Origin of the sequence: Robertmurraya dakarensis, assembly GCF_900156875.1 — a bacterium.
Lineage (GTDB): Bacteria > Bacillota > Bacilli > Bacillales > Cytobacillaceae > Robertmurraya > Robertmurraya dakarensis.
In genome coordinates, this window is sequence record NZ_LT707408.1 from 1,034,052 (window position 1) to 1,058,988 (window position 24,937).

22 protein-coding genes are annotated in these 24,937 nt (G+C 38.1%); 18 read left to right on the forward strand and 4 right to left on the reverse strand.

Annotated features, from left to right (window positions below; all coding sequences use genetic code 11):
* Nucleotides 1-126: 126 nt before the first annotated feature.
* The 5 genes from CZ487_RS06220 to CZ487_RS06240 all read left to right on the forward strand — a co-directional run bounded on the left by CZ487_RS06220 (nt 127) and on the right by CZ487_RS06240 (nt 4,510).
* Nucleotides 127-723: a DUF1836 domain-containing protein gene (locus tag CZ487_RS06220; RefSeq protein WP_077211262.1), complete on the forward strand. Its 597-nt coding sequence runs from the start codon at nt 127-129 to the stop codon at nt 721-723.
* On the forward strand, nt 720-1,367 hold the full coding sequence (gene trhA, locus CZ487_RS06225; protein WP_077211263.1) for a PAQR family membrane homeostasis protein TrhA: 648 nt from the start codon (nt 720-722) through the stop codon (nt 1,365-1,367). Before CZ487_RS06220 ends, trhA (CZ487_RS06225) begins: the two co-directional genes overlap by 4 nt.
* 178 nt (nt 1,368-1,545) lie before the next feature.
* Nucleotides 1,546-2,775 carry a DUF438 domain-containing protein gene (locus tag CZ487_RS06230; protein WP_077211264.1) on the forward strand — a complete coding sequence of 410 codons (1,230 nt, stop codon included), beginning with the start codon at nt 1,546-1,548 and terminating at the stop codon, nt 2,773-2,775.
* An 86-nt stretch (nt 2,776-2,861) separates the two neighbouring features.
* Complete coding sequence (locus CZ487_RS06235) at nt 2,862-3,641, forward strand: DUF2268 domain-containing putative Zn-dependent protease (protein ID WP_077211265.1); 780 nt, start codon at nt 2,862-2,864, stop codon at nt 3,639-3,641.
* 152 nt (nt 3,642-3,793) lie between these two features.
* Nucleotides 3,794-4,510, forward strand: a complete 717-nt coding sequence (locus CZ487_RS06240) for a metallophosphoesterase family protein (RefSeq protein ID WP_077211266.1) — start codon at nt 3,794-3,796, stop codon at nt 4,508-4,510.
* 38 nt (nt 4,511-4,548) lie between these two features.
* Here CZ487_RS06240 and CZ487_RS06245 read toward each other — a convergent pair whose 3' ends face one another.
* Nucleotides 4,549-4,914, reverse strand: a complete 366-nt coding sequence (locus CZ487_RS06245; RefSeq protein ID WP_077211267.1) for a group I truncated hemoglobin — start codon at nt 4,912-4,914, stop codon at nt 4,549-4,551.
* A gap of 358 nt (nt 4,915-5,272) precedes the next feature.
* Between CZ487_RS06245 and CZ487_RS06250 the strand changes: the two genes are divergently transcribed.
* A complete protein-coding gene (locus CZ487_RS06250) occupies nt 5,273-5,929 on the forward strand; it encodes a 5-bromo-4-chloroindolyl phosphate hydrolysis family protein (protein ID WP_077211268.1) in 657 nt (218 codons plus the stop codon).
* Nucleotides 5,926-7,104, forward strand: a complete 1,179-nt coding sequence (locus CZ487_RS06255) for a toxic anion resistance protein (protein WP_077211269.1) — start codon at nt 5,926-5,928, stop codon at nt 7,102-7,104. The genes CZ487_RS06250 and CZ487_RS06255 overlap by 4 nt, the downstream gene beginning before the upstream one ends.
* A 42-nt stretch (nt 7,105-7,146) precedes the next feature.
* On the opposite strand, the gene CZ487_RS06260 is transcribed toward CZ487_RS06255, so the two are convergent.
* On the reverse strand, nt 7,147-8,190 hold the full coding sequence (locus tag CZ487_RS06260; protein WP_237562809.1) for an LLM class flavin-dependent oxidoreductase: 1,044 nt from the start codon (nt 8,188-8,190) through the stop codon (nt 7,147-7,149).
* Nucleotides 8,191-8,343: 153 nt separating this feature from the next.
* Here CZ487_RS06260 and CZ487_RS06265 point away from each other — a divergent pair, with 153 nt between their 5' ends.
* The gene (locus CZ487_RS06265) at nt 8,344-8,934 is read left to right on the forward strand and encodes a molybdopterin-dependent oxidoreductase (protein ID WP_077211271.1); all 591 of its coding nucleotides are present in this window, start codon (nt 8,344-8,346) and stop codon (nt 8,932-8,934) included.
* A 58-nt stretch (nt 8,935-8,992) separates the two neighbouring features.
* Here the strand turns inward: CZ487_RS06265 and CZ487_RS06270 are convergent, their stop codons facing one another.
* Complete coding sequence (locus CZ487_RS06270; RefSeq protein ID WP_077211272.1) at nt 8,993-10,195, reverse strand: nitrate/nitrite transporter; 1,203 nt, start codon at nt 10,193-10,195, stop codon at nt 8,993-8,995.
* Nucleotides 10,196-10,558: 363 nt separating this feature from the next.
* Between CZ487_RS06270 and nirB (CZ487_RS06275) the strand changes: the two genes are divergently transcribed.
* The 7 genes from nirB (CZ487_RS06275) to CZ487_RS06305 all read left to right on the forward strand — a co-directional run bounded on the left by nirB (CZ487_RS06275) (nt 10,559) and on the right by CZ487_RS06305 (nt 20,948).
* On the forward strand, nt 10,559-12,700 hold the full coding sequence (nirB, locus tag CZ487_RS06275; RefSeq protein ID WP_077211273.1) for a nitrite reductase large subunit NirB: 2,142 nt from the start codon (nt 10,559-10,561) through the stop codon (nt 12,698-12,700).
* 61 nt (nt 12,701-12,761) lie between these two features.
* Nucleotides 12,762-14,897, forward strand: coding sequence for an assimilatory nitrate reductase catalytic subunit NasC (nasC, locus tag CZ487_RS06280; protein ID WP_077211274.1), 2,136 nt, complete (start codon nt 12,762-12,764; stop codon nt 14,895-14,897).
* Nucleotides 14,898-14,927: 30 nt separating this feature from the next.
* A complete protein-coding gene (nirB, locus tag CZ487_RS06285) occupies nt 14,928-17,342 on the forward strand; it encodes a nitrite reductase large subunit NirB (protein WP_077211275.1) in 2,415 nt (804 codons plus the stop codon).
* Nucleotides 17,343-17,373: 31 nt separating this feature from the next.
* On the forward strand, nt 17,374-17,700 hold the full coding sequence (gene nirD / locus CZ487_RS06290) for a nitrite reductase small subunit NirD (RefSeq protein WP_077211276.1): 327 nt from the start codon (nt 17,374-17,376) through the stop codon (nt 17,698-17,700).
* Nucleotides 17,701-17,837: 137 nt separating this feature from the next.
* The gene (locus CZ487_RS06295) at nt 17,838-18,647 is read left to right on the forward strand and encodes a uroporphyrinogen-III synthase (RefSeq protein ID WP_077211277.1); all 810 of its coding nucleotides are present in this window, start codon (nt 17,838-17,840) and stop codon (nt 18,645-18,647) included.
* Between the two features lie 19 nt (nt 18,648-18,666).
* Nucleotides 18,667-20,154: a uroporphyrinogen-III C-methyltransferase gene (gene cobA / locus CZ487_RS06300; RefSeq protein ID WP_084783137.1), complete on the forward strand. Its 1,488-nt coding sequence runs from the start codon at nt 18,667-18,669 to the stop codon at nt 20,152-20,154.
* Between the two features lie 17 nt (nt 20,155-20,171).
* Nucleotides 20,172-20,948: a sirohydrochlorin chelatase gene (locus CZ487_RS06305; protein ID WP_077211279.1), complete on the forward strand. Its 777-nt coding sequence runs from the start codon at nt 20,172-20,174 to the stop codon at nt 20,946-20,948.
* 37 nt (nt 20,949-20,985) lie between these two features.
* Here CZ487_RS06305 and trhA (CZ487_RS06310) read toward each other — a convergent pair whose 3' ends face one another.
* Complete coding sequence (gene trhA, locus CZ487_RS06310) at nt 20,986-21,630, reverse strand: PAQR family membrane homeostasis protein TrhA (protein ID WP_077211280.1); 645 nt, start codon at nt 21,628-21,630, stop codon at nt 20,986-20,988.
* A 254-nt stretch (nt 21,631-21,884) separates the two neighbouring features.
* Between trhA (CZ487_RS06310) and CZ487_RS06315 the strand changes: the two genes are divergently transcribed.
* The 3 genes from CZ487_RS06315 to CZ487_RS06325 are packed head-to-tail and all read left to right on the forward strand — an operon-like array spanning nt 21,885 to nt 24,926.
* On the forward strand, nt 21,885-23,156 hold the full coding sequence (locus CZ487_RS06315; protein WP_077211281.1) for an ammonium transporter: 1,272 nt from the start codon (nt 21,885-21,887) through the stop codon (nt 23,154-23,156).
* Nucleotides 23,157-23,212: 56 nt separating this feature from the next.
* Nucleotides 23,213-24,202 (forward strand): DUF294 nucleotidyltransferase-like domain-containing protein, encoded by a 990-nt coding sequence (locus CZ487_RS06320; RefSeq protein ID WP_077211282.1) that lies wholly within the window; start codon nt 23,213-23,215, stop codon nt 24,200-24,202.
* A complete protein-coding gene (locus tag CZ487_RS06325; protein ID WP_077211283.1) occupies nt 24,192-24,926 on the forward strand; it encodes an exonuclease domain-containing protein in 735 nt (244 codons plus the stop codon). The genes CZ487_RS06320 and CZ487_RS06325 overlap by 11 nt, the downstream gene beginning before the upstream one ends.
* Nucleotides 24,927-24,937: the final 11 nt, after the last annotated feature.

Below are 24,937 nucleotides of genomic sequence, written 5' to 3' on the forward strand. Positions count from 1 at the left end.
ATGACATATGTAGTTTTAAATACTACATAATATGATACTTGTATATCAACATGTGGTTTAGTTATTTACTTTTTGCTGAGGCTGCGTTAAAATATGAAGTAAGAAATACTGAAAAGAGGTTTAGTAGTGAACGAATTATCTGAGTTTCTTGAAAAAATAGGGTTACACACACAAATAAATTTAAATGATATCCCGGATATTGATTTATATATGGATCAAGTCATTCAGTTGTTTGAAAAAAAATTTAACACAGTAAAACGTAATGATGAAGAAAAGATCTTAACAAAAACAATGATTAACAACTATGCGAAAGCAAAATTGTTTTTTCCGATTAAAAATAAAAAGTACTCCCGTGAACATCTCATATTGATCAGTTTAATTTATCAGCTTAAAGGGACACTCTCAATCAATGATATTAAAGAAGCAATGCAGGAATTGAATGAACATATAGCAAACAATGATTTTCCGCTAGAAGAGTTTTATGATAGCTATCTCAAATTAAGCGATAAAAATGAGGACAGATTTAAAGAAGATGTACAAGAGAGGGCGAAAGAAGTAAAAACAGAAATTGAGGTGCTTGAGGAAGATCAGGCTCAATTTCAGTATCTAGAGAAGTTATTGCTAATATTATCACTTGTAAATATTAGCAATATTTATAGAAGAACAGCCGAAAGATTGGTTGATGAAATCGTAGAGGAAGCTGGAAGGAAGGATACAAAATGAGCGAAACACATACATTTACAAAGGGAGAAGAAATTGCCAATGCCATAACCCACGGAATCGGGGCATTACTTAGTATTGCTGCACTTGTGATTTTGATTGTGTTCTCCTCAATATACGGGAATACCTGGCATGTTGTGAGTTTTACACTGTTTGGAAGTACGATGCTGTTAATGTATTTGTCTTCGACGATGCTTCATAGTTTACCTGCTGGAAAGGCTAAGGATCTGTTTGAGATATTTGACCATTCATCGATTTATTTTTTTATTGCTGGATCTTATACACCCTTTTTATTTATTGCGGTTGAAGGTTGGCTGGGCTGGACTATTTTTGGAATTGTATGGGGACTAGCCATTATCGGGACAGTATTTAAATCATTTTTTGTGAAAAAATTCCTTTTGTATTCAACATTGCTGTATATTGTAATGGGGTGGCTGATTGTTTTTGCTTGGCAGCCATTAGTTGATTTTCTTTCACCTAATGGGCTATTGCTGCTGGCCATCGGTGGAGTTCTCTATACAGTAGGAGCCATCTTCTACGTTTGGAGAGGATTTAAGTTTCACCACGCCGTTTGGCATTTGTTTGTTATCGCAGGTAGTACACTGCATTTTTTCTGTATTTTATTCTATTTATTGCCAATAAATTAGTGTAAAAGGATAACGCCGTCGCGTTATTCTTTTTTTAATCTTTTTCCTCCTAAACGGATAAAAAATCATTAAAGAGAATGATTTTCATTCTCCGTGATGAACATCACAAACAATATCATGAATGCATGCTATTCTTTACGTAAATTAACTGAAGATCAGCACAGGAGGAGTTAATCTCATGAGTGAACTTATAAATAATCGTGAACAAATGACCGAAGAACGAACAGAAAGATTAGCTATGTTAAAACAAATCTTTATCGATTTGCATAACGGCAAAAATCCAGCTGAAGTTAAAGCTCAATTTGATAAAGAAATTGGAAAGATTAACGTTGAGGAAATTTCACAGCTTCCGCATGACTTTATTGAAGAGGAAGGTATGACTACAGCTGAAGTAAAGAGATTGTATAACTTGCATACAGAGATCTTCAAAGGATCAATTCAGGAAAAAGTACGGTATCAGCATCCAGAAGACGAACCAGGACACCCTGTTCATACGTTTAAAATGGAAAACCAAGAAGTTGCAAAGCTAATTAAAGATCGACTTCAAGTACATCTAGCCCAGTTTGCGGAAGAGGATTCGTCTGAAAATGTGTACAAGTTAATGGAAGATACCAATCTCTTACTAGATATTGATAAGCATTATAGCCGAAAAGAGAATTTGATCTTCCCGTATCTTGAAAAGTACGGTATTTATGGGCCAACGAATATGATGTGGAGAATTGATGATTTTATACGTGATGGAATTAAAGATGTAAGGAAAAAACTAGGAAGCTATGATGGTGATAAGCAAGCTATCATTGAAGGAACTCAATTTTGCATGAAAGAATTATTGGAAATGATTTATAGAGAGGAAAATATTCTGTTTCCAATGGCATTACAGAACTTCACTGAAGATGAGTGGGTTAAAATCGCGCATGAGAGTGATGAAATTGGTTTTTGCTTAATAGCACCTGCAGCAGGATGGAAGCCGGAACGAAAGGCAATTGGTGAGAAAGCTATTTCTGAAGGTTTTATCAAAATGGAGACTGGAATACTATCGTTAAAGCAGCTTGAACTTCTGCTCAATCATTTACCTGTAGATATCACCTTTATCGACCATGAAGATGTTGTTCGTTATTTTTCTCATGGTAAAGAAAGAATCTTTGCCCGTACCAAAGCTGTAATTGGCCGCACTGTTCAAAATTGCCATCCTCCGAGAAGTGTCCATGTTGTAGAAGAACTTTTAAGTGATTTTAAAGCTGGTAAAAAAGACAGCGAGGATTTTTGGATTAAAGTCAAAGATAAATTTGTTTATATTCGTTATTTTGCTGTTCGAGATGAAAATGGCGGATACGTGGGAACATTAGAATTCACACAAAATATTAGCCCTATTAAAGAGTTAGACGGGGAAAAACGAATTTTAGCCTAATGTAAGCTTGCTGGTAACACCATTAAACATCTCCTTGAGGTCTGCATATTGTATTAGCAGACATAAAACAATTGCGAGGGATCCATATGGGGGTTATCAGAACGGACCAATGGTTATTAGAAAGCTATGATCAGCCACTCAAAATGTGCGAAAAAATGAAATCATTATTTTCGGATGCTCGATCTTCTAGCATCTACCATTATTTAACTCGCCATGGTATGTATCAGCCTGTAAAAGACGGTATAAAAACAGTTATTAAATTGCGAGAAAATAAAGTTTGGGAAATGGTTCAGCAAGAAAAACAAAGGCTGCGAAGGTTATGGGAAGGACCAGATGTTCCGGTTTATATATTCCCTTCTGATCAAAATAATAAAGTGATAGCTAGTGATTTTAATGGAAAATCAGGGCTGGCATTTAAAGATAAATTATTTTTATTTCTAACCGAGAATAACGAAGAAAAGGAAATAAGAGCTTTGTTTACGCATGAATATAATCATGTTTGCCGGTTAGCTCACATCCCAAAAAAAGAAGAAAATTTCGTCCTTTTGGATACGATTATAATGGAAGGATTGGCTGAAAATGCTGTACGTGAAAGGATAGGGAATGAGTTTTTAGCATCATGGACTACTTATTACTCTGATGTACAGCTTGAGAAGTTATGGAAAAACTTATTGCTTCCAAATCGTGATCTACCGAAAGAAGACCGTAAACATCGACGTATTCTTTATGGATTAGGACTTTATCCGAAAATGGCTGGATACTGTGTTGGTTATTATTTGGTTAGGAAGTATATGGAAGATACAAATGATGTTATTAAAGAGCTTATGAAAATCGAGACAGAAAAGATTGCAGGGATTGAATTGTGAAATGACTAGTCAAACACTGTTCATGACAAATGGACAGTGTTTTTGTTTACTAAGCATAGTCCATAATTTGAAGAAGCATTTGAGGAGACTTTTAACGATACTTCCTTTAATATGGATATTAAAGGAAATCTAATGATAGGGGAGGTTGTTTTATGAAATATGCATTTATTTCAGATATTCATGGAAACGCTGTTGCACTTGAAGCAGTGCTTCAGGATATTGAAGATCAGAATGTGGACGAGATTGTAGTACTAGGAGACTTATGTTATCGCGGTCCACAGCCTAAAGAATCATTGCAATTGATTCGTTCTTTAGACAGTAAAGTGGTAAAAGGAAATGCGGATGAATGGGTAGTCAGAGGTGTGCATAAAGGAGAAGTACCAGACGACGCGCTAGAAATGATGAATATAGAAAGAGAGTGGACGCTTTCTAAACTTGACGATCTTGATATCTCTTATTTGGAGAAGCTGCCCCATGGTTTGAGTTTACAAGCAGAGGACAAAACCATTCAAGTTTTTCACGCGACAGCTGATAGCTTATTTGATATTGTTCTGCCTGATGCAGATAACGAGACGATCACTAAAAAAATGATGAAGGCAGATGGTCAAGTATACGTGTATGGTCATATTCACAATCCGTTTATTCGAAGTATTGATGGTAAAATGCTAATTAATACGGGGAGTGTAGGTTTACCGTTTGATGGGCTCCCAAAAGCTTCCTATGCCATCGTTGAAATTGAATCTGGAAAGCTTCGTGCTTCTATTGAAAGAGTTGATTTTGATATAGAAAAAGCAGCAGCACTGTACAGTGAGAAGGGGTATCCGAATGCGGAACAGCTTATTTCTTTTGTACGGAATGGAAAAAGATAGACGCCGCCAATTTTTTTGACGGCGTTTCTTTATGACAATTATTTATATAAAATATCATCTTGGAGTGTAGCAACCTTTGTTAAGGCTTGATCGATATCGGATTCACTTAGTCCAAAATGAGCAAGTGCATCATGAAGATGACTTGCAATCGCATTAAAATGGTCCGGCTGAAGGTCCATCCCTTCATGAGCTTTTGCCATAGATGCACCAGTGTATTGGTTAGGTCCACCTAATGCGAAACTGATAAACTTAGCTTGATGCTTAATTTGCTTGTCCATATCCGTATTTTCGAAAAACTGATTGACAGTAGGATCCTTTAACACTAAATCATGATAAAAATACTCGACCACCTTTTCAATTCCTTCGGCACCGCCTGCTTTTTCATATAGTGACTGTTCAGACATCTGTATGAACACTCCCCTCGTTGTTTTCTAACAATCGTATTGTTCCTGTTAAGAACACTTTGTATACTTTCTCGCATCATGACAAAAATGGCATAGCTGGGAGATAATACTTAAAACTTGATATAACTAAAGATTATCTCTGTAAATTTCTTTTAAGGGTAACTACGCCTTAGGTCGTAGGACACTTTACATTAAAGGTCTGTTGGGAAGCTTAAAGATTCTGGTATTATTAAGGTAGAGAGTTTCTGTTTTGCTTACGCAGTTATAAGTGCTATTTCTCTTTTTAATGAATAAAATGAAACTTTGAGTTCTATGAATACGTAATAATATAGAGGCTGATTAGTAAGGAGAGAATATCATGAATCCGTTTGTTTCAGTGCTTTTACGAATATCCATTACCATCCCATCAACAGCACTAATGTGGATTATTAGTTTTTTTGGCTTTGATTTAGCATTTTGGATGTCAACTGTGATCTCACTGGCTGGCGGGGCAGTTGTTTATCAAACTGTTAAAGGAGTCTCCAAGCATCGATTTATTAAATCGCAAGGATTAACGAGAAAAGAATTTAAGTATATTGAGCGAAATTTAAAAGATGCAAAACTTAAAATCAACCGTTTAAATAAAGCGTTATTTGCCGTTAGAAGTATTCCTCAATTAAAACATAATATTGAAGTGCTTCGGATAACAAGAAAGATCTATCGTATTACCAAAAAAGAACCAAGACGGTTTTATCTTGGTGAAAAGTTTTTCTATTCTCATTTAGATTCTTTTGTAGAAATGGCAGAAAAGTATTCGTTTTTGTCGTCGCAGCCGTCAAAAAACCGCGAACTAAATCAATCGCTAGTAGAGACAAGGCGTACGATGGAAGAATTAACTCTCACACTTGAAAGAGATTTGCATCAGATCTTATCAAATGATATTGACCAGCTTAACTTTGAAGTGGATGTCGCGAAACGTTCGATCAAAACAATAAAGGATTCTCAAAATTTTGATGAAGGCGGGAATTTAAAATGAGTGAAAAAAATGAATCCCTCTATGGCGATACCAATAGTGTGTTTGATGAGCTGCTTTCTAATCCGTTTTCCGAAGAAATAAAGAATGACAGCGAAATGACTCGGGCACAGGAGCCAAAGCAAGTAAAACTGATTGATGTGCTTCCAGAGGGAAATAGAGAAAAGGCTTTTCAGCTTGCAAAGCAAATTGATCCTAAAAATCACCAGGCTATGATTTCTTACGGATCTCAAGCACAAGCGAAATTGTTGTCTTTTTCCCATACAATGCTTGAGCATGTCCAAAAGAAGGATGCAGGTGAAGTTGGTCAAATTATTAGTGATCTAATGAAAAAATTAAATGATGTGAATCCGGATGAATTGAAATCAGAGAAAAAATCCTTTTTTTCAAAAATGTTCGGAAAAATATCAAATTCAGTTCAAGAAGTCCTTACTAAGTATCAAAAAACAGAAGCACAAATTGATCGAATAACTGTCCAGCTGGAACGCAGTAAAAACTCACTTGTTGGTGACATCAACTATCTCGAAAAACTCTATGAACATAATAAAGATTACTTTAATGCCCTTAATGTGTATATTGCTGCGGGAGAATTAAAGCTTGAGGAAATGCAAACGAAAATCATACCTGAATTGAAGAAAAGTGCTGAAGCTTCACAGGATCAAATGAAGTTTCAAGAAGTTAATGATATGCTGCAATTTGCGGATCGCCTTGACAAAAGGCTTTATGATCTTAAATTAAGCAGAGAAATTACGATCCAAAGTGCACCGCAGATTCGATTAATCCAAAATACGAATCAAGCACTCGTAGAGAAGATTCAATCATCTATTATGACTGCGATTCCGCTGTGGAAAAACCAGGTTGCAATTGCCTTGACACTATTAAGACAGCGCCGGGCAATCGAAGCACAAAAGCAAGTTTCCAAAACGACAAATGAGCTTTTATTAAAAAATGCTGAATTGCTGAAAACAAATACTATTGAAACAGCAAGGGAAAATGAAAGAGGAATTGTTGATATCGAAACATTAAAGAAAACACAGGAAAGTTTAATCACAACCCTTGAAGAAACCATGCGTATCCAGGAAGAGGGTAGAAATAAGCGGCGCCAAGCAGAATATGAGCTTACCGCCATGGAAAATAACCTGAAACAAAAGCTGTTGATGATCAAAGAAGATCAGTAAGTGAGAAAAGACCATCTGGTGGAAAGATGGTCTTTTCTCCTTCTAGGCTTGTGTTAAGCTTGTGATTTCTTTAACGATTTCGAATGACCGCAGCCGTGCTTGATGGTTAAATATTCCTGAAGCTATCATGATTTCATCAGCGTTTGTTTTATTTAAGAATGCTTGCAGCTGCGTTTTTACAGATTTAGGACTTCCAATAATAGAGGCACCTAGTCTTTGTTGAAGCAGAGCTTTTTCGTATTCAGTCGCAAGTTCATTTATGTTTTCAACAGGGGGCTTTAATTTCCCTGGCATGTTTCGAATCAATGCCAAGAATTGCTGCTGCATCGAAGTTGACAGAAATGCTGCTTCTTCATCACTATCAGCTGCAAATATGTTTACAGCTACCATTGCATAAGGCTTTTCTAGAACTTCTGATGGACGAAAATGGTTTCGATATATTTCTAGTGCAGGCAAAGTATTTTCTGGTGAAAAATGACTTGCAAATGAAAAAGGTAATCCTAATTCTCCAGCAAGTCGTGCACTAAAGCCGCTTGAACCTAACAGCCAAACCGGAATGTTGAGCCCTTCTCCAGGAATAGCACGAACATGATTTTTTTCAGCATTCATGGTTGGATTGAAGTAGGATCTAAGTTCCTCTAATTGATTTGGGAAATCATCACCATTGCTAAAACGGTCTCTTCTTAAGGCGTAGGCCGTAAGTTGATCAGTCCCTGGTGCCCGGCCGAGTCCGAGATCAATTCTGCCCGGAAATAACGATTCTAGTGTTCCGAATTGTTCTGCAATCACTAAGGGGGCATGATTTGGAAGCATGATACCGCCAGAACCAACTCGTATCTTCGAAGTCCCGCCAGCTACATGTCCTATTACGACAGAGGTTGCAGAGCTGGCAATTCCCTCCATATTATGATGTTCTGCAAGCCAAAATCGGGTATAGCCCCATTCTTCAGCATGTTGTGCCAAATCAAGTGTATTTTTTAATGCATCACTTGGAGTTCCACCTTCAGGAACTTGGGCAAGATCAAGGATCGAATAAGGTATGTCAGTAATTTGTTTAATGTTATTCGAAGAATCAGGATTTAACAAAGATATCATCTTCTTTCTAATTAATTATCTGGGATTAAAATTCCACTTAACTAATTTTAACAAGTAATATGGTAGTATCAAAATAAGATGCACGGCCTCACACTAAAGTGAGGTTTATCATTGTCATCAGTGAAAGAGGGAGGAAAATTTAAAATGGAAAAAAAGCTGCCGCCCGGTCAATTTGAAACGGAAAGCTGGCCCATACTCCACCAAGGAGACATATATCAATTTAACGAAGAGACATGGAATTTTCGTCTATTTGGACATGTGGAGAATGAGAAAAATTTAAGTTTCCATGAAGTCATGTCATTACCCAAAAAAATAACAACCGTTGATATGCACTGTGTTACAACTTGGTCCAAATTTGGTACTACTTTTGAAGGGATACCGATGAGGGAGTTTGTGAACTTAGTGCAACTAAATAATGACGTTAACTATGTTATGTTGTATGGTTACTACAATGGTGATCCATATGGATATTGTGCTAATTTACCGTTGCAGCCGCTGCTCGGAGATGATGCACTATTCGTTTACCGCTTTAAAGATGAAAATCATGATTGGCAGGATATTAGTCCAAAACATGGCTTTCCCCTAAGATTTATTCCGCCAGATTCTTTTTATTTATGGAAAGGAACAAAGTGGGTTACCGGTATTCGCTTTATGAGGGACGATGAAGCTGGTTTTTGGGAGGAATTAGGCTACTCAATGACTGCTAATCCATTCAAAGAAGAAAGATACCGATAATATATAAAAGTAAAAAAAATCCTGAAACTTGTACAGTTCAGGATTTTTCTAATTTGAATTAAATTTTTACCGCATTATTGTTACTATGCCAAGACTTTTTCCATGAGTAGCTTGCTAGGAGCAGGGCGGCTAAAGCGAATAAGCTGATTCCTGAGAAAATGATAAAACCTAGAGCGTATGAACCGGTTATTCCTTTTAACGTACCAAGCAGGGTTGGTAAAAAGAAACCTCCTATTCCGCCTGCAGCCCCGACAATTCCTGTAACCATGCCAATTTCTTTTTGGAATCGTTGTGGAACGATTTGAAATACAGCTCCGTTTCCCATTCCTAAGCACATCATGCCGACAAATAGCAATGGAATCATCGCCAGTAACGGGGGAAGCTGGCTGACTCCGACCATACAAATGGCGACCATTATAAATAATCCGGATAAGACTTTGACTCCTCCAATGCGGTCAGAAATCATCCCTCCGACTGGCCGGAAAAAGCTGCCGGCTGCAACACACAGTGTAACAAAGTCGCCGGCTTGGACGCCGGATATTTTATACTCATCTACGAAGAACATGCTTAGAAAGCTTGTTAAACCAACGAATCCACCAAAAGTTACACTATATAGTAAACAGAAAAACCATGTATCTTTATAAGCAAAAACTTTAAAGTAATTCGCTAACGGTTGTGGAGCAGGCTGAGCTGGTGAATCTTTAGCAATAGTAATAAAAATAATAAATGTGATTGCTAGTGGGACCAGAGCAAGTCCCATTGTTGTATGCCAACCTAAATTTTCAGCGAGACGTGGACCAAATAATGTGGCGATTAGTGTACCGCTGTTGCCTGCCCCTGCAATTCCCATTGCAAGTCCTTGCAGGTGGGGTGGATACCATCTGCTTGCCATGGGTAAAGCTACAGAAAAGCTCGCTCCGGCTACGCCCAGCAGTATCCCAATCATATACACTTCGGAAAGTGTATTTCCAGCCATGAATCCCCATAGAAGCGGGATTGTTGTAATGATCATGCCCATAGTAGCAGTTCTTTTTGGACCTATTCTATCAGTTAGTATCCCCATGACAATCCTAAAAAAAGAACCGGCTAGTGTTGGGATCGCCACAACTAATCCCTTCTCCGCAGGTGATAGATTAAAATCCTCAGTAATGAATACTCCTAAGGCTCCTAATATCACCCAAATCATAAAGCTGACATCAAAATAAAGGAAGGAAGAAAATAGTGTTTTCGGGTGACCATTTTTTAATTCAGATAGTTTCATAGTGCAGCTCCTCTCCATTTGGCAAGTTTTTAAAAAAGATCTAAGTTTTCAAAAAAATAATAGCATAATGAATTGTATAAGCACAAAAAACGTGTAAGGTTTTCTTACAAACAATAATGAATACATAAAATCTTGCAGTATACTGATTTTATCGAGAAGAAATTGCTTTCTTACGGTGGTAATAAAGGGAAGGACACAACCTTAGCGCCTTAAGCTAAAGTGGTTAAAAAGTAGTAAAAATAATAAAATCCGAGAAAGGAGATGTATTTTAACATCTAATGTGATATCATCTAACATAACAAAAAGCGGTGGCAAAAAAATAGATATACAAATACAAATTAAGAACTTTTACGGAGGTATCAAATGCATAAGGAAAAAATAGTTCTTGTCGGCAATGGGATGGCGGGGATTCGGTGTGTAGAAGAAATAATAAAGCGTAGTCCCGATCGCTTTGCTATTACTATTTTTGGGAGCGAACCACATGAAAATTACAATCGTATTCTTTTGTCTTCGGTTCTTCAGGGGGAGGCATCTTTTGAGGATATAACGACTCATAATTCTGAATGGTACCGGAATAATAACATTCAACTGTTTGTAAATGAGACTGTAACCTGTATTGATGGTGATAATAAAACGATCATGACAAACAAAGGCAGGCATATCTCCTACGACAAACTAATCTTAGCTACCGGATCTATTCCTTTTCTTCTGCCTCTTCCAGGAAATGATTTAGAGGGAATTATGACATTTAGAACAATTGAAGATTGCGAGAAAATAATTGAATCTTCTAAATGGTGTAAAAAGGCGGTTGTAATTGGTGGAGGAGTCTTGGGGCTAGAAGCAGCAAGAGGGCTTCTTCACTTGGGATTAGAAGTTCATGTGGTCCATCTTTCGCCGTTCATTATGGACCGGCAATTAGATAGTGTGGCCGCACGGCTTCTTCAAAAGGAGCTCGAAAAACAAGGGATGAGATTTCTTTTAGAAAAAGAGACGAGTAAATTTACCGGAAATAATCGAGTTGAAAAAGTAATGTTTAAGGATGGTGGCGTAGTAGATACTGATCTAGTCGTCATGGCAGCGGGGGTTCGGCCGAATATTACTTTGGCGAAAGAGTGTGGTATTCAAATAAATCATGGCATCGTTGTGAATGATTATTTAGAAACGAACAAGAAAGACATATACGCTTTAGGTGAATGTGCTGAGCACAATGGAGTGGTGTATGGTCTTGTCAAACCTCTTTATGAGCAAGGAAGAATCTTAGCTAGACGTATTTGTGGACAAAACAGTGAAAGGTATAAGGCTGCTGCACTATCTACAAAATTAAAAATATCAGGTGTTGATGTGTTTTCGGCAGGACAGTTAGAAGTGAGGGATGGGAAGATATTAACTGCTTATGATGAATCAGAGCGAATATATAAGAAGCTTGTCTTCCAAGGTAAAACAATTATGGGTGCGGTTCTATACGGAGATACTCGAGAAAGTACGAGAATACTGGAGTGGATTCAAAAGAAAAAAGAACTTACTGATAAAGAAAAACTCCTTCTGCTTGAGTGTGAAAATCAAGATCTTTCAATGGCTAATCTGCCGCAAAATAGTCTGGTTTGTAACTGTAATGGTGTAACGAAAAGAACAATCATAGAATCTGTCAGGAAAGGCGGGTTATCAACGGTCGAGGAAATAAAAAAATGCACAAAGGCTTCTAGTTCATGCGGTGGTTGCAAACCGTTGATAACTGAACTGCTAGCTTATATTAAGAGTGATCAGTTCAGCGAAATGACTGTCGAGCAAGGAATGTGTTCCTGTACATTGTTAACTGAAGATGAAGTTGTTGAGCAAATACAAACTCACGGGCTAAAGTCTGGTGGGGAAATAAAGGGTGTGCTTGAATGGGGTTCTGAAGAAGGCTGTCATAGATGCAGACCAGCATTAAATTATTATTTGGGGATGATTTATCCCGAATCACAAGAGGTGAATTTGGATTTAGAAAGTATTCAAGAAAATACTGTAAGGGCTGTTAAGGCTTATGCAATTCCACAGGATTGTCATTGCTCGGTAAAAGAACATTATAGAATGGCAAACACTATTAAAGATAAGATAGAGTTTTTAACTACACCTTATAGATTAACGATTGGAGTTTACCCGTGTACTCATGGCAGTTCGAGGTCGATGCCGGAAGATGTAAGAGTTATCAAGAGTCCTAGAGGATGGGAGGTCTATGTTGGAGGAAATGAAGGATCCAATCCAACTTCGAAAGAGCTGCTATCAATAGCAGCCAGCGAAGTTGGAGTATTTGAAGATGTGTGTGGGTTTGTTCAGTATTACCGAGAAACGGCGAAATATTGGGAACCGACAGGGAAATGGATAGAGAGACTTGGCTTGATACACATAAGAGAGGTGTTGTTTGACCATGAGGCAAGAAAATGGCTTCTTAAGCGATTGGAAAAGGATGCTGTCATGATAAGAAACAGAAGAGATCCTATGCCAGCTGAAACTACTAGCATATAACGCTTATGGAATGTCTAATGGATAGCCGTGATCGTTCACTGAAAAGAAGAGAGGAATGAGCATGACAGAATTATTATTAAAATACTTCCGGTCAAAGCAGCAAGAAGTCCAATCAGAAAAGGTATATGATACACAATGTCCTTTTTGCAGTATGCAATGTAAAATGCAGTTGATTGAACAATCCATTGTTAAGAGAAAGAAATATAGAGTTACTGGAAAAGATAATCCGACTTCGCAGGGGAGAATTTGTGTTAAAGGGGTGAACGCACATCAGCATGTGCTTCATCCAGAGCGAGTGATGTATCCTTTATATAAGCAAAACGGTAAGTTTAATCGGATTTCTTGGGATGAAGCAATTTCTATTATTAATGAAAGGTTTCGTAAAATCCAATCTCAGTATGGTTCAAATAGTTTGTCATTGTATGGAGGAGGTTCGTTAACCAATGAAGTTTCCTATTTAATGGGGAAATTTGCCAGGGTTGCCTTGGGGACGAAATATATTGATTATAATGGGAGGTTTTGCATGTCGGCTGCTGCATCTGCGGCAAATGCAGCATTTGGAATCGACCGGGGATTTACGAACTCTTTATCAGAAATACCAGACTCCAAATGCATCCTATTAGTTGGGACGAATATTGCGGAATGTCAACCGACAATATTGCGGTATTTTGAAAAAGCAAAAGAAAACGGCTCGTATATTATTGTTGTTGATCCGCGTGAAACCGCCACTGCTAAACTAGCTGATCTACATCTAAAAATAAAACCGGGAATGGATGCAGCTCTCGCAAACGGCTTGTTGAAGGTATTAATTGAAGGGAATTATATGGATAAAAAATTTATTACCAACCGAACAATGGGGTATGATGAGGTTCAATCTAATGTTTCATCCTATGACTTTGAGGAGATTGAATCACTAACTGGAATTTCACTCTCTGAAATTCGCAAAGCTGCTGTTATGTTTGGGGAATCTGAGACAGGGATGATTTTTACAGCCAGAGGGGTCGAACAACAGACAGATGGGTACATGGCTGTAAGGAATTTCTTGAATATTCTTTTATTAACAGGAAAAATTGGAAAGTATGCGTGTGGCTACGGAGCGATAACGGGTCAAGGAAATGGTCAAGGCGGTAGAGAACATGGTCTAAAAGCAGATCAATTACCTGGATATCGCTCTATTGAAAACAGGGAACATCGTCAGCACATTGCAGATGTATGGGGAGTTCCTGAGAAGGAATTGCCGAGAAAGGGAGTTTCGGCTTATGAAATGATGGAAAAAATAACTCACGGTGAAATTAAGGGCATGCTTCTGATGGGATCCAACCCAATTGTTTCAAACCCAAATGCCGATTTCGTTAAAAAATCATTAGCTCAATTGGATTTTTTAGTAACTGTAGATATGTTCATATCTGAAAGTGCTGCCATGTCAGATTTAATTTTGCCCGCTTCCTCTTACCTGGAAAATGAAGGGACAATGACGAACTTAGAAGGTAGAGTGGTGTTTCGAGAGGCGAACCGCCAGACTCCTGGAGAAGTTAAACATGACTGGGAAATACTTTGTGAGATAGCTAAGGCGTTAAACAAAGAAGAATATTTTTCTTTTTCTTCACCAGAAGATATATTTAATGAACTTAGAATTGCCAGCAAAGGGGGAGTTGCTGATTATTACGGGATTACCTATGAGCGCCTAAAACAAGAAAGAGGGATCCTTTGGCCATGTCCTGATGTTAACGATGCGGGCACCAAAAGACTATTTGACGAGACTTTTTATCATCAGGACGAAAAGGCGGTCATGATTCCTGTTTCAAATCAGCCTAAAGTTCCAAAAGACATTAATAACCAACAATATCCTTTAACTTTAACTACAGGCAGAGTCATGTCGCATTATTTGACAGGTGTTCAAACGAGGAGAAGTCCATCGCTTTCAGCGAGAAATTTTGAATCATTTATTGAAATTCATCCGAGAACAGCTGAAGAATATAACATTCGAGATGGGATGTTAGTAGAGGTGCAATCGAAAAGAGGGAAGATAGTTGTTAGGAGTAAATTAACCGAAATGATTCGGCAGGATACTGTTTTTGTTCCGTTTCATTGGTCTGAGACACAAAATGTCAATGTTTTGATATCGGATGAACTTGACCCTGTTTGCCGAATGCCTGGATTTAAAGTATGTGCTGTAAACATACGTCCGCTTGATTAATTTATTTATAATTTGAAGGGAGCACTTTAGATGGATAAAAAGAGGTTGGTTCTTGTAGGTAATGGGATGGCAGGCGTAAGAGCAATTGAAGAGATTTTAAGCATTTCCAGGGATCAGTTTGAAATTACTATTTTCGGTAGTGAACCATATCCAAATTATAATCGGATTCTTTTGTCGAAAGTTTTGCAAGGTGATACTAGCGTTGAGGATATCACGTTAAATGACTGGGACTGGTATAAAGAAAATGGAATTACATTGTACACAGGCGAAAGTATTACGAAAATTGAAACGGGAAGAAAAGTAGTAATCTCTGATTCTGGCAGGACCGTTCGCTATGACGATTTGATAGTAGCTGCTGGATCTAATCCTTTTATTCTACCTATTCCAGGGGCAGATAAAGAAGGAGTAACAGCATTCCGTGACATTCAAGATACAGAAAAGATGCTTTTAGCTTCCAAGAAATACAAGAAAGCGGCTGTTATTGGAGGAGGTTTGCTAGGGTTAGAGGCGGCGCGTGGTCTTTTGAATTTAGGAATGGATGTTTCCGTTATTCATATAGAATCGTATTTAATGGAAAGACAACTAGATATGACGGCAGGAAAGATGCTTCAAAAAGAATTAGAGGCACAAGGGATGAATTTTCTCCTTGAAAAACATACAGAAAGCATTATCGGAAATGACCGGGTTGAAGGTTTGAAATTTAAAGATGGCTCAACGTTGGACGTAGATATCGTCGTCATGGCGGTCGGAGTTAGACCGAATACATCATTAGCCAAAGAAAGCGGGATTGAAGTCAACCGCGGAATAGTGGTAAATGATTATATGCAGACGAATATTCCTCATGTTTATGCTGTTGGGGAATGTGCAGAACATAATGGAATTCCATATGGGTTGGTAGCTCCGTTGTATGAACAAGGAAAAGTGTTGGCTAAACATGTGTGTGGAATTGAAACGGCACCGTATAAAGGGTCGGTCTTGTCTACGCAATTAAAAGTTTCTGGAGTAGAGGTCTTTTCTGCAGGTGACTTTAGTGAAGATGATGAGAAAAAGGCATTGAAAGTTTACGACGAGCAGGATGGAGTGTATAAGAAAATTGTATTTCGCGGCAATACGATTGTTGGGGCAGTGCTTTTTGGTGACACACAAGAAGGGAACCGGCTATTCGCAATGATCCAAAAGCAGGCAGATGTCTCAGATACGGCGAAGATTTCAATCTTACAGCCTATTGGTCAAGAAGCGACTGAAAGTTTAGTAGCAAGTATGGATCGAGATGAGATTGTGTGTGGGTGTAATGGTGTTTCCAAAGGTGCTATTGTAGATGCTGTTCAATCTCAAGGGTGTACGACTGTGGATGCTGTAAAAGGATGTACCAATGCTTCTCGTTCTTGTGGGGGCTGTAAGCCTCTTGTCGCAGATTTGATACAGTACACGCTTGGGTCTGATGTTGATATCGATGGAGAAAAAGAAGCTATATGCGGTTGTACCACACTATCTCGAGATGAAATTGTAGAAGAAATTCGCTCAAAAGGATTAACACATACAAAGGAAGTGATGAATGTCCTTGGCTGGGGTACTGAAGAAGGGTGTTCAAAATGCCGTCCGGCCCTAAATTACTATTTAGGAATGGTAAATCCAACAGAATATAAGGATGAAAAGGAATCTCGGTTCGTCAATGAACGGATGCATGCCAATATTCAAAAGGATGGCACTTACTCAGTTGTTCCTAGAATGTATGGTGGGGTTACAAATGCGGATGATTTGCGAAAAATAGCTGATGTGGTTGATAAGTACGAAATTCCGTTAGTGAAGGTGACTGGTGGACAGCGTATTGATTTACTAGGTGTAAAAAAAGAAGATCTGCCTAAAGTTTGGTCAGATCTTGATATGCCTTCGGGATATGCTTATGGCAAATCACTGCGAACGGTGAAAACATGTGTAGGGGAACAATTCTGCCGCTTCGGAACACAGGACTCCCTTGGGATGGGAATAGCATTAGAAAAGAAATTTGAAGGACTTCAAACTCCTCATAAAGTAAAAATGGCTGTTTCTGCCTGTCCAAGAAGCTGTGCAGAATCTGGTTTTAAAGACATAGGCTTTATCGGTATAGACGGCGGATGGGAAATTTATGTTGGCGGTAATGGGGGAAATCATATTCGCGGTGGGGATTTATTATATAAAGTTAAATCTGATCAGGAATTAATGGAAGTTACAAGTGCTTATCTGCAATATTATCGGGAAACAGCCAACTATTTAGAACGAACTTCATTTTGGGTGGAACGTATGGGATTAGATCATATCAAAACAGTGCTGGATGACAAGGATAAAAGAAGAGAATTGAATGAACGAATGGATGAAACGTTGTCAGTTTACAAAGATCCGTGGAAAGAAATCATTCAGGACGATCAGACAAAAAGGGAATTGTTTGAAGAACTCGTACGATCATAAATCTAAAACCATATCAATGGAGGTGTTCTAAATGGTAAACAAAAATGTGACAAAAATTCTAATAGGTTTTGTTCATGAATTACCGGAAAAATTAGGAAAAACAGTTCTGATTGGGGATAGGGAAGTTGCGGTATTTAAATTATCAAGCGGGCGTATACGTGCAATTGAAAATCGCTGCCCTCATAAAGGTGGTGTTTTATCTGAAGGTATCGTGAGTGGGGAGTTTGTTTTCTGTCCGATGCATGATTGGAAAATTTGTTTAGACGATGGGAAAGTGCAGGAACCGGATAAAGGTTGTGTTAAATCTTACCAAACAGCTATTGAAGGAGAGGAAGTCTATCTTATAATAGAAGAATAATGTTAACAAAGTAACTCCAGCGTCTTGGCGCTGGAGCAAGACTAAAAAGTGGAAAGGTATCGGATGTTAACAATTATCCGAATTCAAATCTGCTTTGTTAGCGTGCTTTATAAGATTAATAGTTGGAGGTATTTTTTATGAAAAAGCTTGAGGGAAAAGTAATTGCACTGCTTGGTTCGCGAAAAATTGATGAAATGAGCAAACTGGTTGAGAACCAAGGAGGAGTTCCTCTCAGCAGACCTGCGCAAGGGACGGCTATTCTTGATGACTCTAAGTTAAAAGAAGACTTGTATCTCCTTGTTGAAGGGAAGTTTGAATGGGTTATTTTTACTACCGGAATAGGGATTGAAACCTTACTTAACGCTGCAGAGAAAAACAATATGAAGGAAGAATTTCTGCGCAGTCTTAAAGGGATGAAAATAGCTGCCAGGGGATACAAAACCGTCAATATGTTAAAAAAACTAGAACTGATACCGCTTGTGCGGGATGATGATGGCAGTACTGCAGGATTGGTGCGTGAACTTTCGGCTCATTCTCTTGAAAAAAGCAGAGTCGCTCTTCAATTACACGGAGATCCCGCACCGCGTTTGAGAGAATGGCTGGAAGAACAGCATGCTGAGTATAAGGAAATCCTTCCTTATATACATATAGCCCCAGAAAAGGATGTATTGGAAAAATTATTATCTGAAATTTTGAATGGTGATGTGGATGCTGTTGTTTTTACGAGTACACCGCAAGTGCGCAACCTTGTGAATTTCAGTGCTGAACGAAATTTGGAACGTGAACTCAAAGAGAAGTTTGAAGATGAGGTTGTTGCCTTGTCTGTTGGAAAAGTAACTGCACAAGCACTGCGTGAAGAAGGAATTAATAAAGTGGTGTTTCCGCAGTTGGAAAGAATGGGAAGTGCAATTGTTGAATTAGCAAATTATTATCATCAAAAAGCATAGAAAATATAGGGGTGGAGAGATGATGAAGGGTAAAGTTTTCCTTGTTGGTGCAGGACCTGGGGATGCAGGGTTACTCACGATTAAAGGTCTTAAAGTAATTGAACAAGCAGATGTGATTTTATATGATCGCTTAATAAACCCAAGACTATTAGAATCCGCCCCCTCTCATTGTGAATTTATTTTTTGCGGGAAACTTCCCTCTAAGCATACATTAGACCAGGATATGATTAATGAACAGCTTGTTCTAAAAGCGTTAGAAGGGAAGATAGTTGTTAGGCTAAAAGGAGGCGATCCTGGAGTATTTGGAAGGGTAGGGGAAGAAGCAGAAGTGCTTGCTTCCTATAAGATCCCGTTTGAAATCGTTCCTGGTATTACTTCGGGGATTGCTGCCCCGATATATGCGGGAATACCAGTTACTCACCGGAAATTTGGAGTATCGTTTACGATTGTTTCAGCACACGATAAATCAGAGGGAGGAAAGCCTGTTATTGATTGGAGTGGCTTGGTCCGCAGTTCTGAAACGATTGCCTTTTATATGGGAGTTTCTAATCTTCCTTACATATGTGAGAATCTAATTCATCATGGGAAATCTGCGGATACTCCTGTAATCCTCATTCAATGGGGGACATATGGAAGGCAAAGAACTCTTCAGGGCACCCTTTCTGATATAGTAAACAAGGTCAAAGAAAACGGTTTCCAGAATCCAGCAATTACGTTAGTTGGTCAGATTGTGTCATTAAGAGAGAATATTCAATGGTTTGAGAAAAAACCTTTTTATGGGAGACAAATTCTTTTAGCACGAACGAATGCGGGCAGAAGCTCTATTGCGGAGAAACTGCAAGGGCAGGGAGCAGATGTGATTGAGTTTCCGAAGTGGATTAGAAAGAAAGTCCCTGCTGATACAAAAATATTAAATCAAATTTTTTCTTATGATCAAATTTTATTCACTTCCTCGGACAGTATTGATGAATTTTTTGATATAGTAGTTTCATATGGCTTAGATATTCGGAATATTAGGGCAAATTTGTATTGTTTGTCAAATAAGTCACTAGAGACATTAAAATCAAGAGGTCTTATTGCGTGCAGCTATAAAAATATGAAGATGGAGCAATATGGGAAGATTTTAGTGGTTGGAGATCGTCGTGTAGGTGAACAGAGGATGATTCGCGAGATTGAACTTGTTCGACATGATTATTTTCAAACAAGTAAAGTAGAAATAGATGAAAAATTTATTCCGATACTAAAAAGAATGTTTGATGAAGCTTCGATTGATACGGTTATTTTTCCGAATAGATCATCAGTTGAAGCGGTCATGAGTGTTGGTGAAAAATGGGGTTTTCCGATTGGAGAAATTTTAAAAGATGCTTCGATTTGCGGGATGGGTAAAGGATCTAGGGAAAGGACTGAAAATTGGGGACATCCACTTGATTTTAAGCCCATGGAACCCGGTATTGAAAATCTAATTAATGGATATAGGGACCAAAGGTTTAATATGGTCAAAATTTAGGTTGTTTGGAGGTTAAAATGGAAGCGATTCTTTATGTTTGTCATGGGAGCAGGCTCCAAAAGGCTAATGAGGAAGCGATTGCGTTTATTAAGAGATGCATGAAAAAAAATAAAAATAAAATCACTGAATATGGTTTTCTTGAATTGGCCTCGCCGACAATTGAAGAAGCTTACGAACGATGTGTGAATCGTGGAGCTGTGAAAATAAAGGTCATTCCTGTATTGCTGCTAACAGCAGTACATGCAAAAAAGGATATTCCGGAGGCTCTTTCGCGGCTGCGTGAAAAATACCCATCTGTAGAGATTCGGTATGGACGACCAATTGGTGTGCATTCCAATATGATTGACATCGTAACGGAACGACTTTGGGAAAAAGCTAGTCAAATATCTGAAGATTCCTTCGTCTTACTTGTTGGGAGGGGGAGCAGTGACCCTAGTGTTAAAAATGACCTTAGTAACATTGCGAAAATGCTTAAGAAAAAAATAGGATCGGTTTTAGTTAAGGATTGTTATTTAACTGGTTCAGGTACAAGTTTTGAAGAAGCCATTCGTGATGCGGAAAATTCAGATGCAAAAGAGATTTACATTATCCCTTATTTATTGTTTACTGGAATACTAATGACGACCTTGAACAAGAAAATTAGTGAGATATCAAATAACGGAAATAAAAGGTTTATACTATGTAATTATCTTGGAAATCATCCTTTGATGGAAAGGATATTAGAGGAAAGGTTGTCAGAGCTTGATTTTAAAAAAGAGGATAAACCTAAAAAAACTAGGAAGATCACAAGTTGATCAACCTAGTTTTTTTATGCTCCTGCAGAAATTCTTATTATAGGACATACATGAAAACACAAAGGAAATGTGCGGTACTGCCCAGCATAATAAAAATATGAAATATCTCATGAAATCCCATATATTTTGTTTTAAAAATGTTAGGTTTTATTCCATAGATAACCCCGCCGATTGTATAGAGTATACCTCCGGCTATTAAGAGGAAGATCCCTTTAGAACTTAATGCTTCTGAAAGGGGAGAAACCACGAAGATAGCCAGCCAGCCAAGAGCGATATAAATGGATGTCGACAGCCATCTTGGGCAGTTAAACCAAACCATTTTGAAAATAATTCCACATAAAGCAATAAAGACAACAACTGAGAATAACACCCATCCAGTTACTCCGTTTAAACTTATTAAGCAAAACGGAGTATAAGTGCCCGCGATTAAAAGGAATATCATCGAATGGTCTATCCTTCTTAGGAATGCGATGACTTTATCTTTTGCGATTACCAAATGGTAGGTAGCAGAAGCGGAGTAAAGCAAAATCATGCTAAGACCAAAAATAATCACGGCAGTTATTGAAAGTGCTGATCCAGAAGTGAGAGAGGCTTTAATGATCATGGCAATGAGGGCAACAAATGAGCAAATAGCTGCAGCTAAATGTGTAAGTCCATTAATAGGTTCACGTGCATATTTCAATGATTTAACCTCCTGGTTATTTTATGTAGTTTCTATTACTACTTGTAATGATATACGTAATATGAAATGTAGTCAACGATTTTTATTACCGAAAAAAACATGTAAGGTTAGTTAACAAAATAATTTAAAATTTTGCAAAAATTTATTGACAGATATGAAATATAAGGTAAAATAATAAGTAATTAACTCATGTTAGCTTTTCTAACATTAACAAGTAAGAAATCTAACATTAAGAAAAGAAGGGAGAAGGATTTATGGATGCAATAATTTTGATGGATAATTTGTGGGTAGCAATTGGTGCAATTTTAGTATTTTTTATGATTGGTGGATTCATATTATTAGAAGCAGGTTCAACAAGAATGAAGAACGCTGGTCATATTGCTGGCAAGACCATTTTTACAGCTGGAATTGGGACGTTAGTTTTCTGGGCAGTTGGATATGGATTTATCTACGGTGAAGGTAACGGTTTTATCGGTTTATCAAATTTCTTTTATGGTGATGCTTCAACGGTTGAAGAAGGTTTAACCCCTGCGGTGGATTTTTCCTTCCAAGTCATGTTCGCGTTAGTTTCTCTGACAATTGCATTTGGTGGGTTTGCTGAAAGAGCGAAATTATCTGTATATGTCATCTTCGCATTATTATTTTCAGCCTTTGTTTATCCGGTAGTGGCTCACTGGATTTGGGGCGGCGGCTGGTTAGCTGAACATGGAAAGCAAGACTTTGCCGGTTCAACTGTGGTTCACTTAACTGGAGCGATGGCTGCATTGGCTGCAACCATGATCTTAAAACCACGTATCGGGAAATATAATAAAGATGGTTCTTCCAATGATCTAGCTGGACACAATCAAGTCTTTACTGCATTAGGCGTTCTTATTCTTTGGGTTGGATGGTTTGGATTTAATGGTGCTAGTACTTTTGGTGTCGCAGATGGATTTTTAGGTTTTGTTATCTTAAATACGCAATTAGCAGCTGCGGCTGGAGCAGTTGCGGCGATGTTCACAGCTTGGGTGGTAACTGGAAAAGCGGATGTTCCAACAACATTAAACGGTGCACTTGCCGGGCTTGTTGCAATCACTGCATCATGTGGATTCGTTGCACCATGGGCAGCAGTAGTCATCGGTCTTATAGGTGGTATAATGGTAGTATTCAGTATGAAGTTCTTTGATCGAGCAAGAATCGATGATCCTATCTTTGCATTATCTGTTCACGGTACAGTTGGGGTTTGGGGCACTTTATCAAATGGATTATTCGCACTACCTGAATTGTCATCTGGTGTTGGCTGGGGACTTCCAGGATTGTTCTACGGCGGTGGTTTTGAACAATTAGGTGTTCAAGCTTTAGGTGTTGTCGCTTCTGGGATCTATGCTTTTGTGGTTGCTTTCATTATTCTTAAAGTAATGGATAAGGTAATGGGCGGACTTCGTGTTACAGAAGAAGAAGAAATTATGGGCTTGGATATTAGTGAACACGGAAGCTACGGATATCCAGAACAAATGACAGCAAATAATTCTAAAATCAGTTCTTAAAAGAGAAGGCCTCTCCCTCGAGAGGTCTTTGGTCTTTTGGATAAGGGGGTGCTGGTGTGGGTTCGGCAGCAGAAACTTATGAAAATATAAAACAATGGAAAGAAGAAAATATCTCTCTGTGTTTGAATGAGTCTGATGCATTAAATAAATTTCACGATATGGTGATGAAGAGGGTCTTTGATATAGCGATTGCTCAATTAGGAAAAGGAAACCCTCCTTGTCCATATTCGTGGTTCGTGACAGGAAGTGGGGGAAGATTTGAGCAAAGTATAATTAGTGATCAAGATCATGGCATAATTTATGAAGTATCTAGTGAAGAAAACAATCTTTATTTTAAGGAATTAGGTAATGAAATTGCATATGGATTAAATGAAGTTGGGTACCCGTACTGTCAAGGAAATGTAATGTGTTCAAATCCTCGCTGGCGTAAATCTAGAGATAAATGGAAAGAACAACTTTTACAGTGGATGGAAGAAGGCAGTTGGGAGTCTATTCGGAATTTACAAATATTTTATGACGCGAGAACGTTAACTGGTGAGATTTATTATGTACATGATTTAAAGGGTTTTATTTATGAATACCAAAAGGAACATCCCCGCGTTTTAAAACGTCTGATGGATAATGTAAAGCATATCAAAAACGTAATAGGTCCACTTGGTCAATTGATGGTGGAGGGGCATGGCATTCATCAGGGGAAGCTGGACCTAAAGTATTCTGCTTTTCTGCCTTATGTAAATGCCATCCGGTTGTTATCTATAAAGGAAGGACTTAAAGCAACATCTACAATTCACCGGATTAATGGTTTAATTAATGCGAATAAAAAATATGGACCTATCTTAACAACCAGCAAAAATAATTTCATAGAACTTTTAAAATATCGATTTTCCTTTCATCAGGGTGAGACATATGAAGGAACGCATTTCTTGGATGTGGATAAACTCAGTAAAAGTGAACGAAAAGAGATTAAAAGAATCATAAAGGACGGTAAGAAACTGCATAATTATGTCTGCAATCTCATTGAAAAGGGTGATAATCATGGCATTTGAACCTTTTATAAGATTATTGAGAGGAATTCAAGGAAAACCACGTCTAGATGGTCTTGGAGATATACAGAATTCACAGCAAATTGCTTTTTTAAGAAGAATGCAGAAAGAAATGGATCAGGAGGATAGTTTAAAGGTTCATTTAAAAAAATTGGATGTTGTTGTGTTTGATATTGAAACAACGGGCTTCTTTCCAAACAAAGGTGATGAAATTATTTCAATAGGTGCTGTAAAAATAACGGATGGTGAAATCAAGGAGGAAGATACTTTTTATTCACTTGTACATTGCGAAAAAGAGTTGCCGCCAGAAATTGAGAAGTTAACAGGGATTACGTCTTCACACTTGAAGGAAGCTCCCATGCTATCAAATGTCTTTGTTAATTTCCTTAAATATGTTCAAGGATCTATCCTTGTAGCGCATCATGCGAACCACGAAAGAAGTTTTCTGCAAAGCGCAAGTTGGAAATTGTTTCGGACACCTTTCAAACACCGAATCGTAGATACCTCCTTTTTATTCCGTGTAGCCGAACCTGAATTAACAAAGGTTACACTAGAAGATTTATGTGAACATATTGGAATTCCGGTAACAGGTCGTCATCATGCATTAGAAGACGCTAAGTTAACAGCGAAGTTGTGGGAACATTACGCCCGTGTCGTAACAAGTGTTGGGTGTGAAACCTTGCATGATGTATACAGCCAGCTTGCTAGGAATAAAAGGCCTTTTTAGAGGCTTTTTTG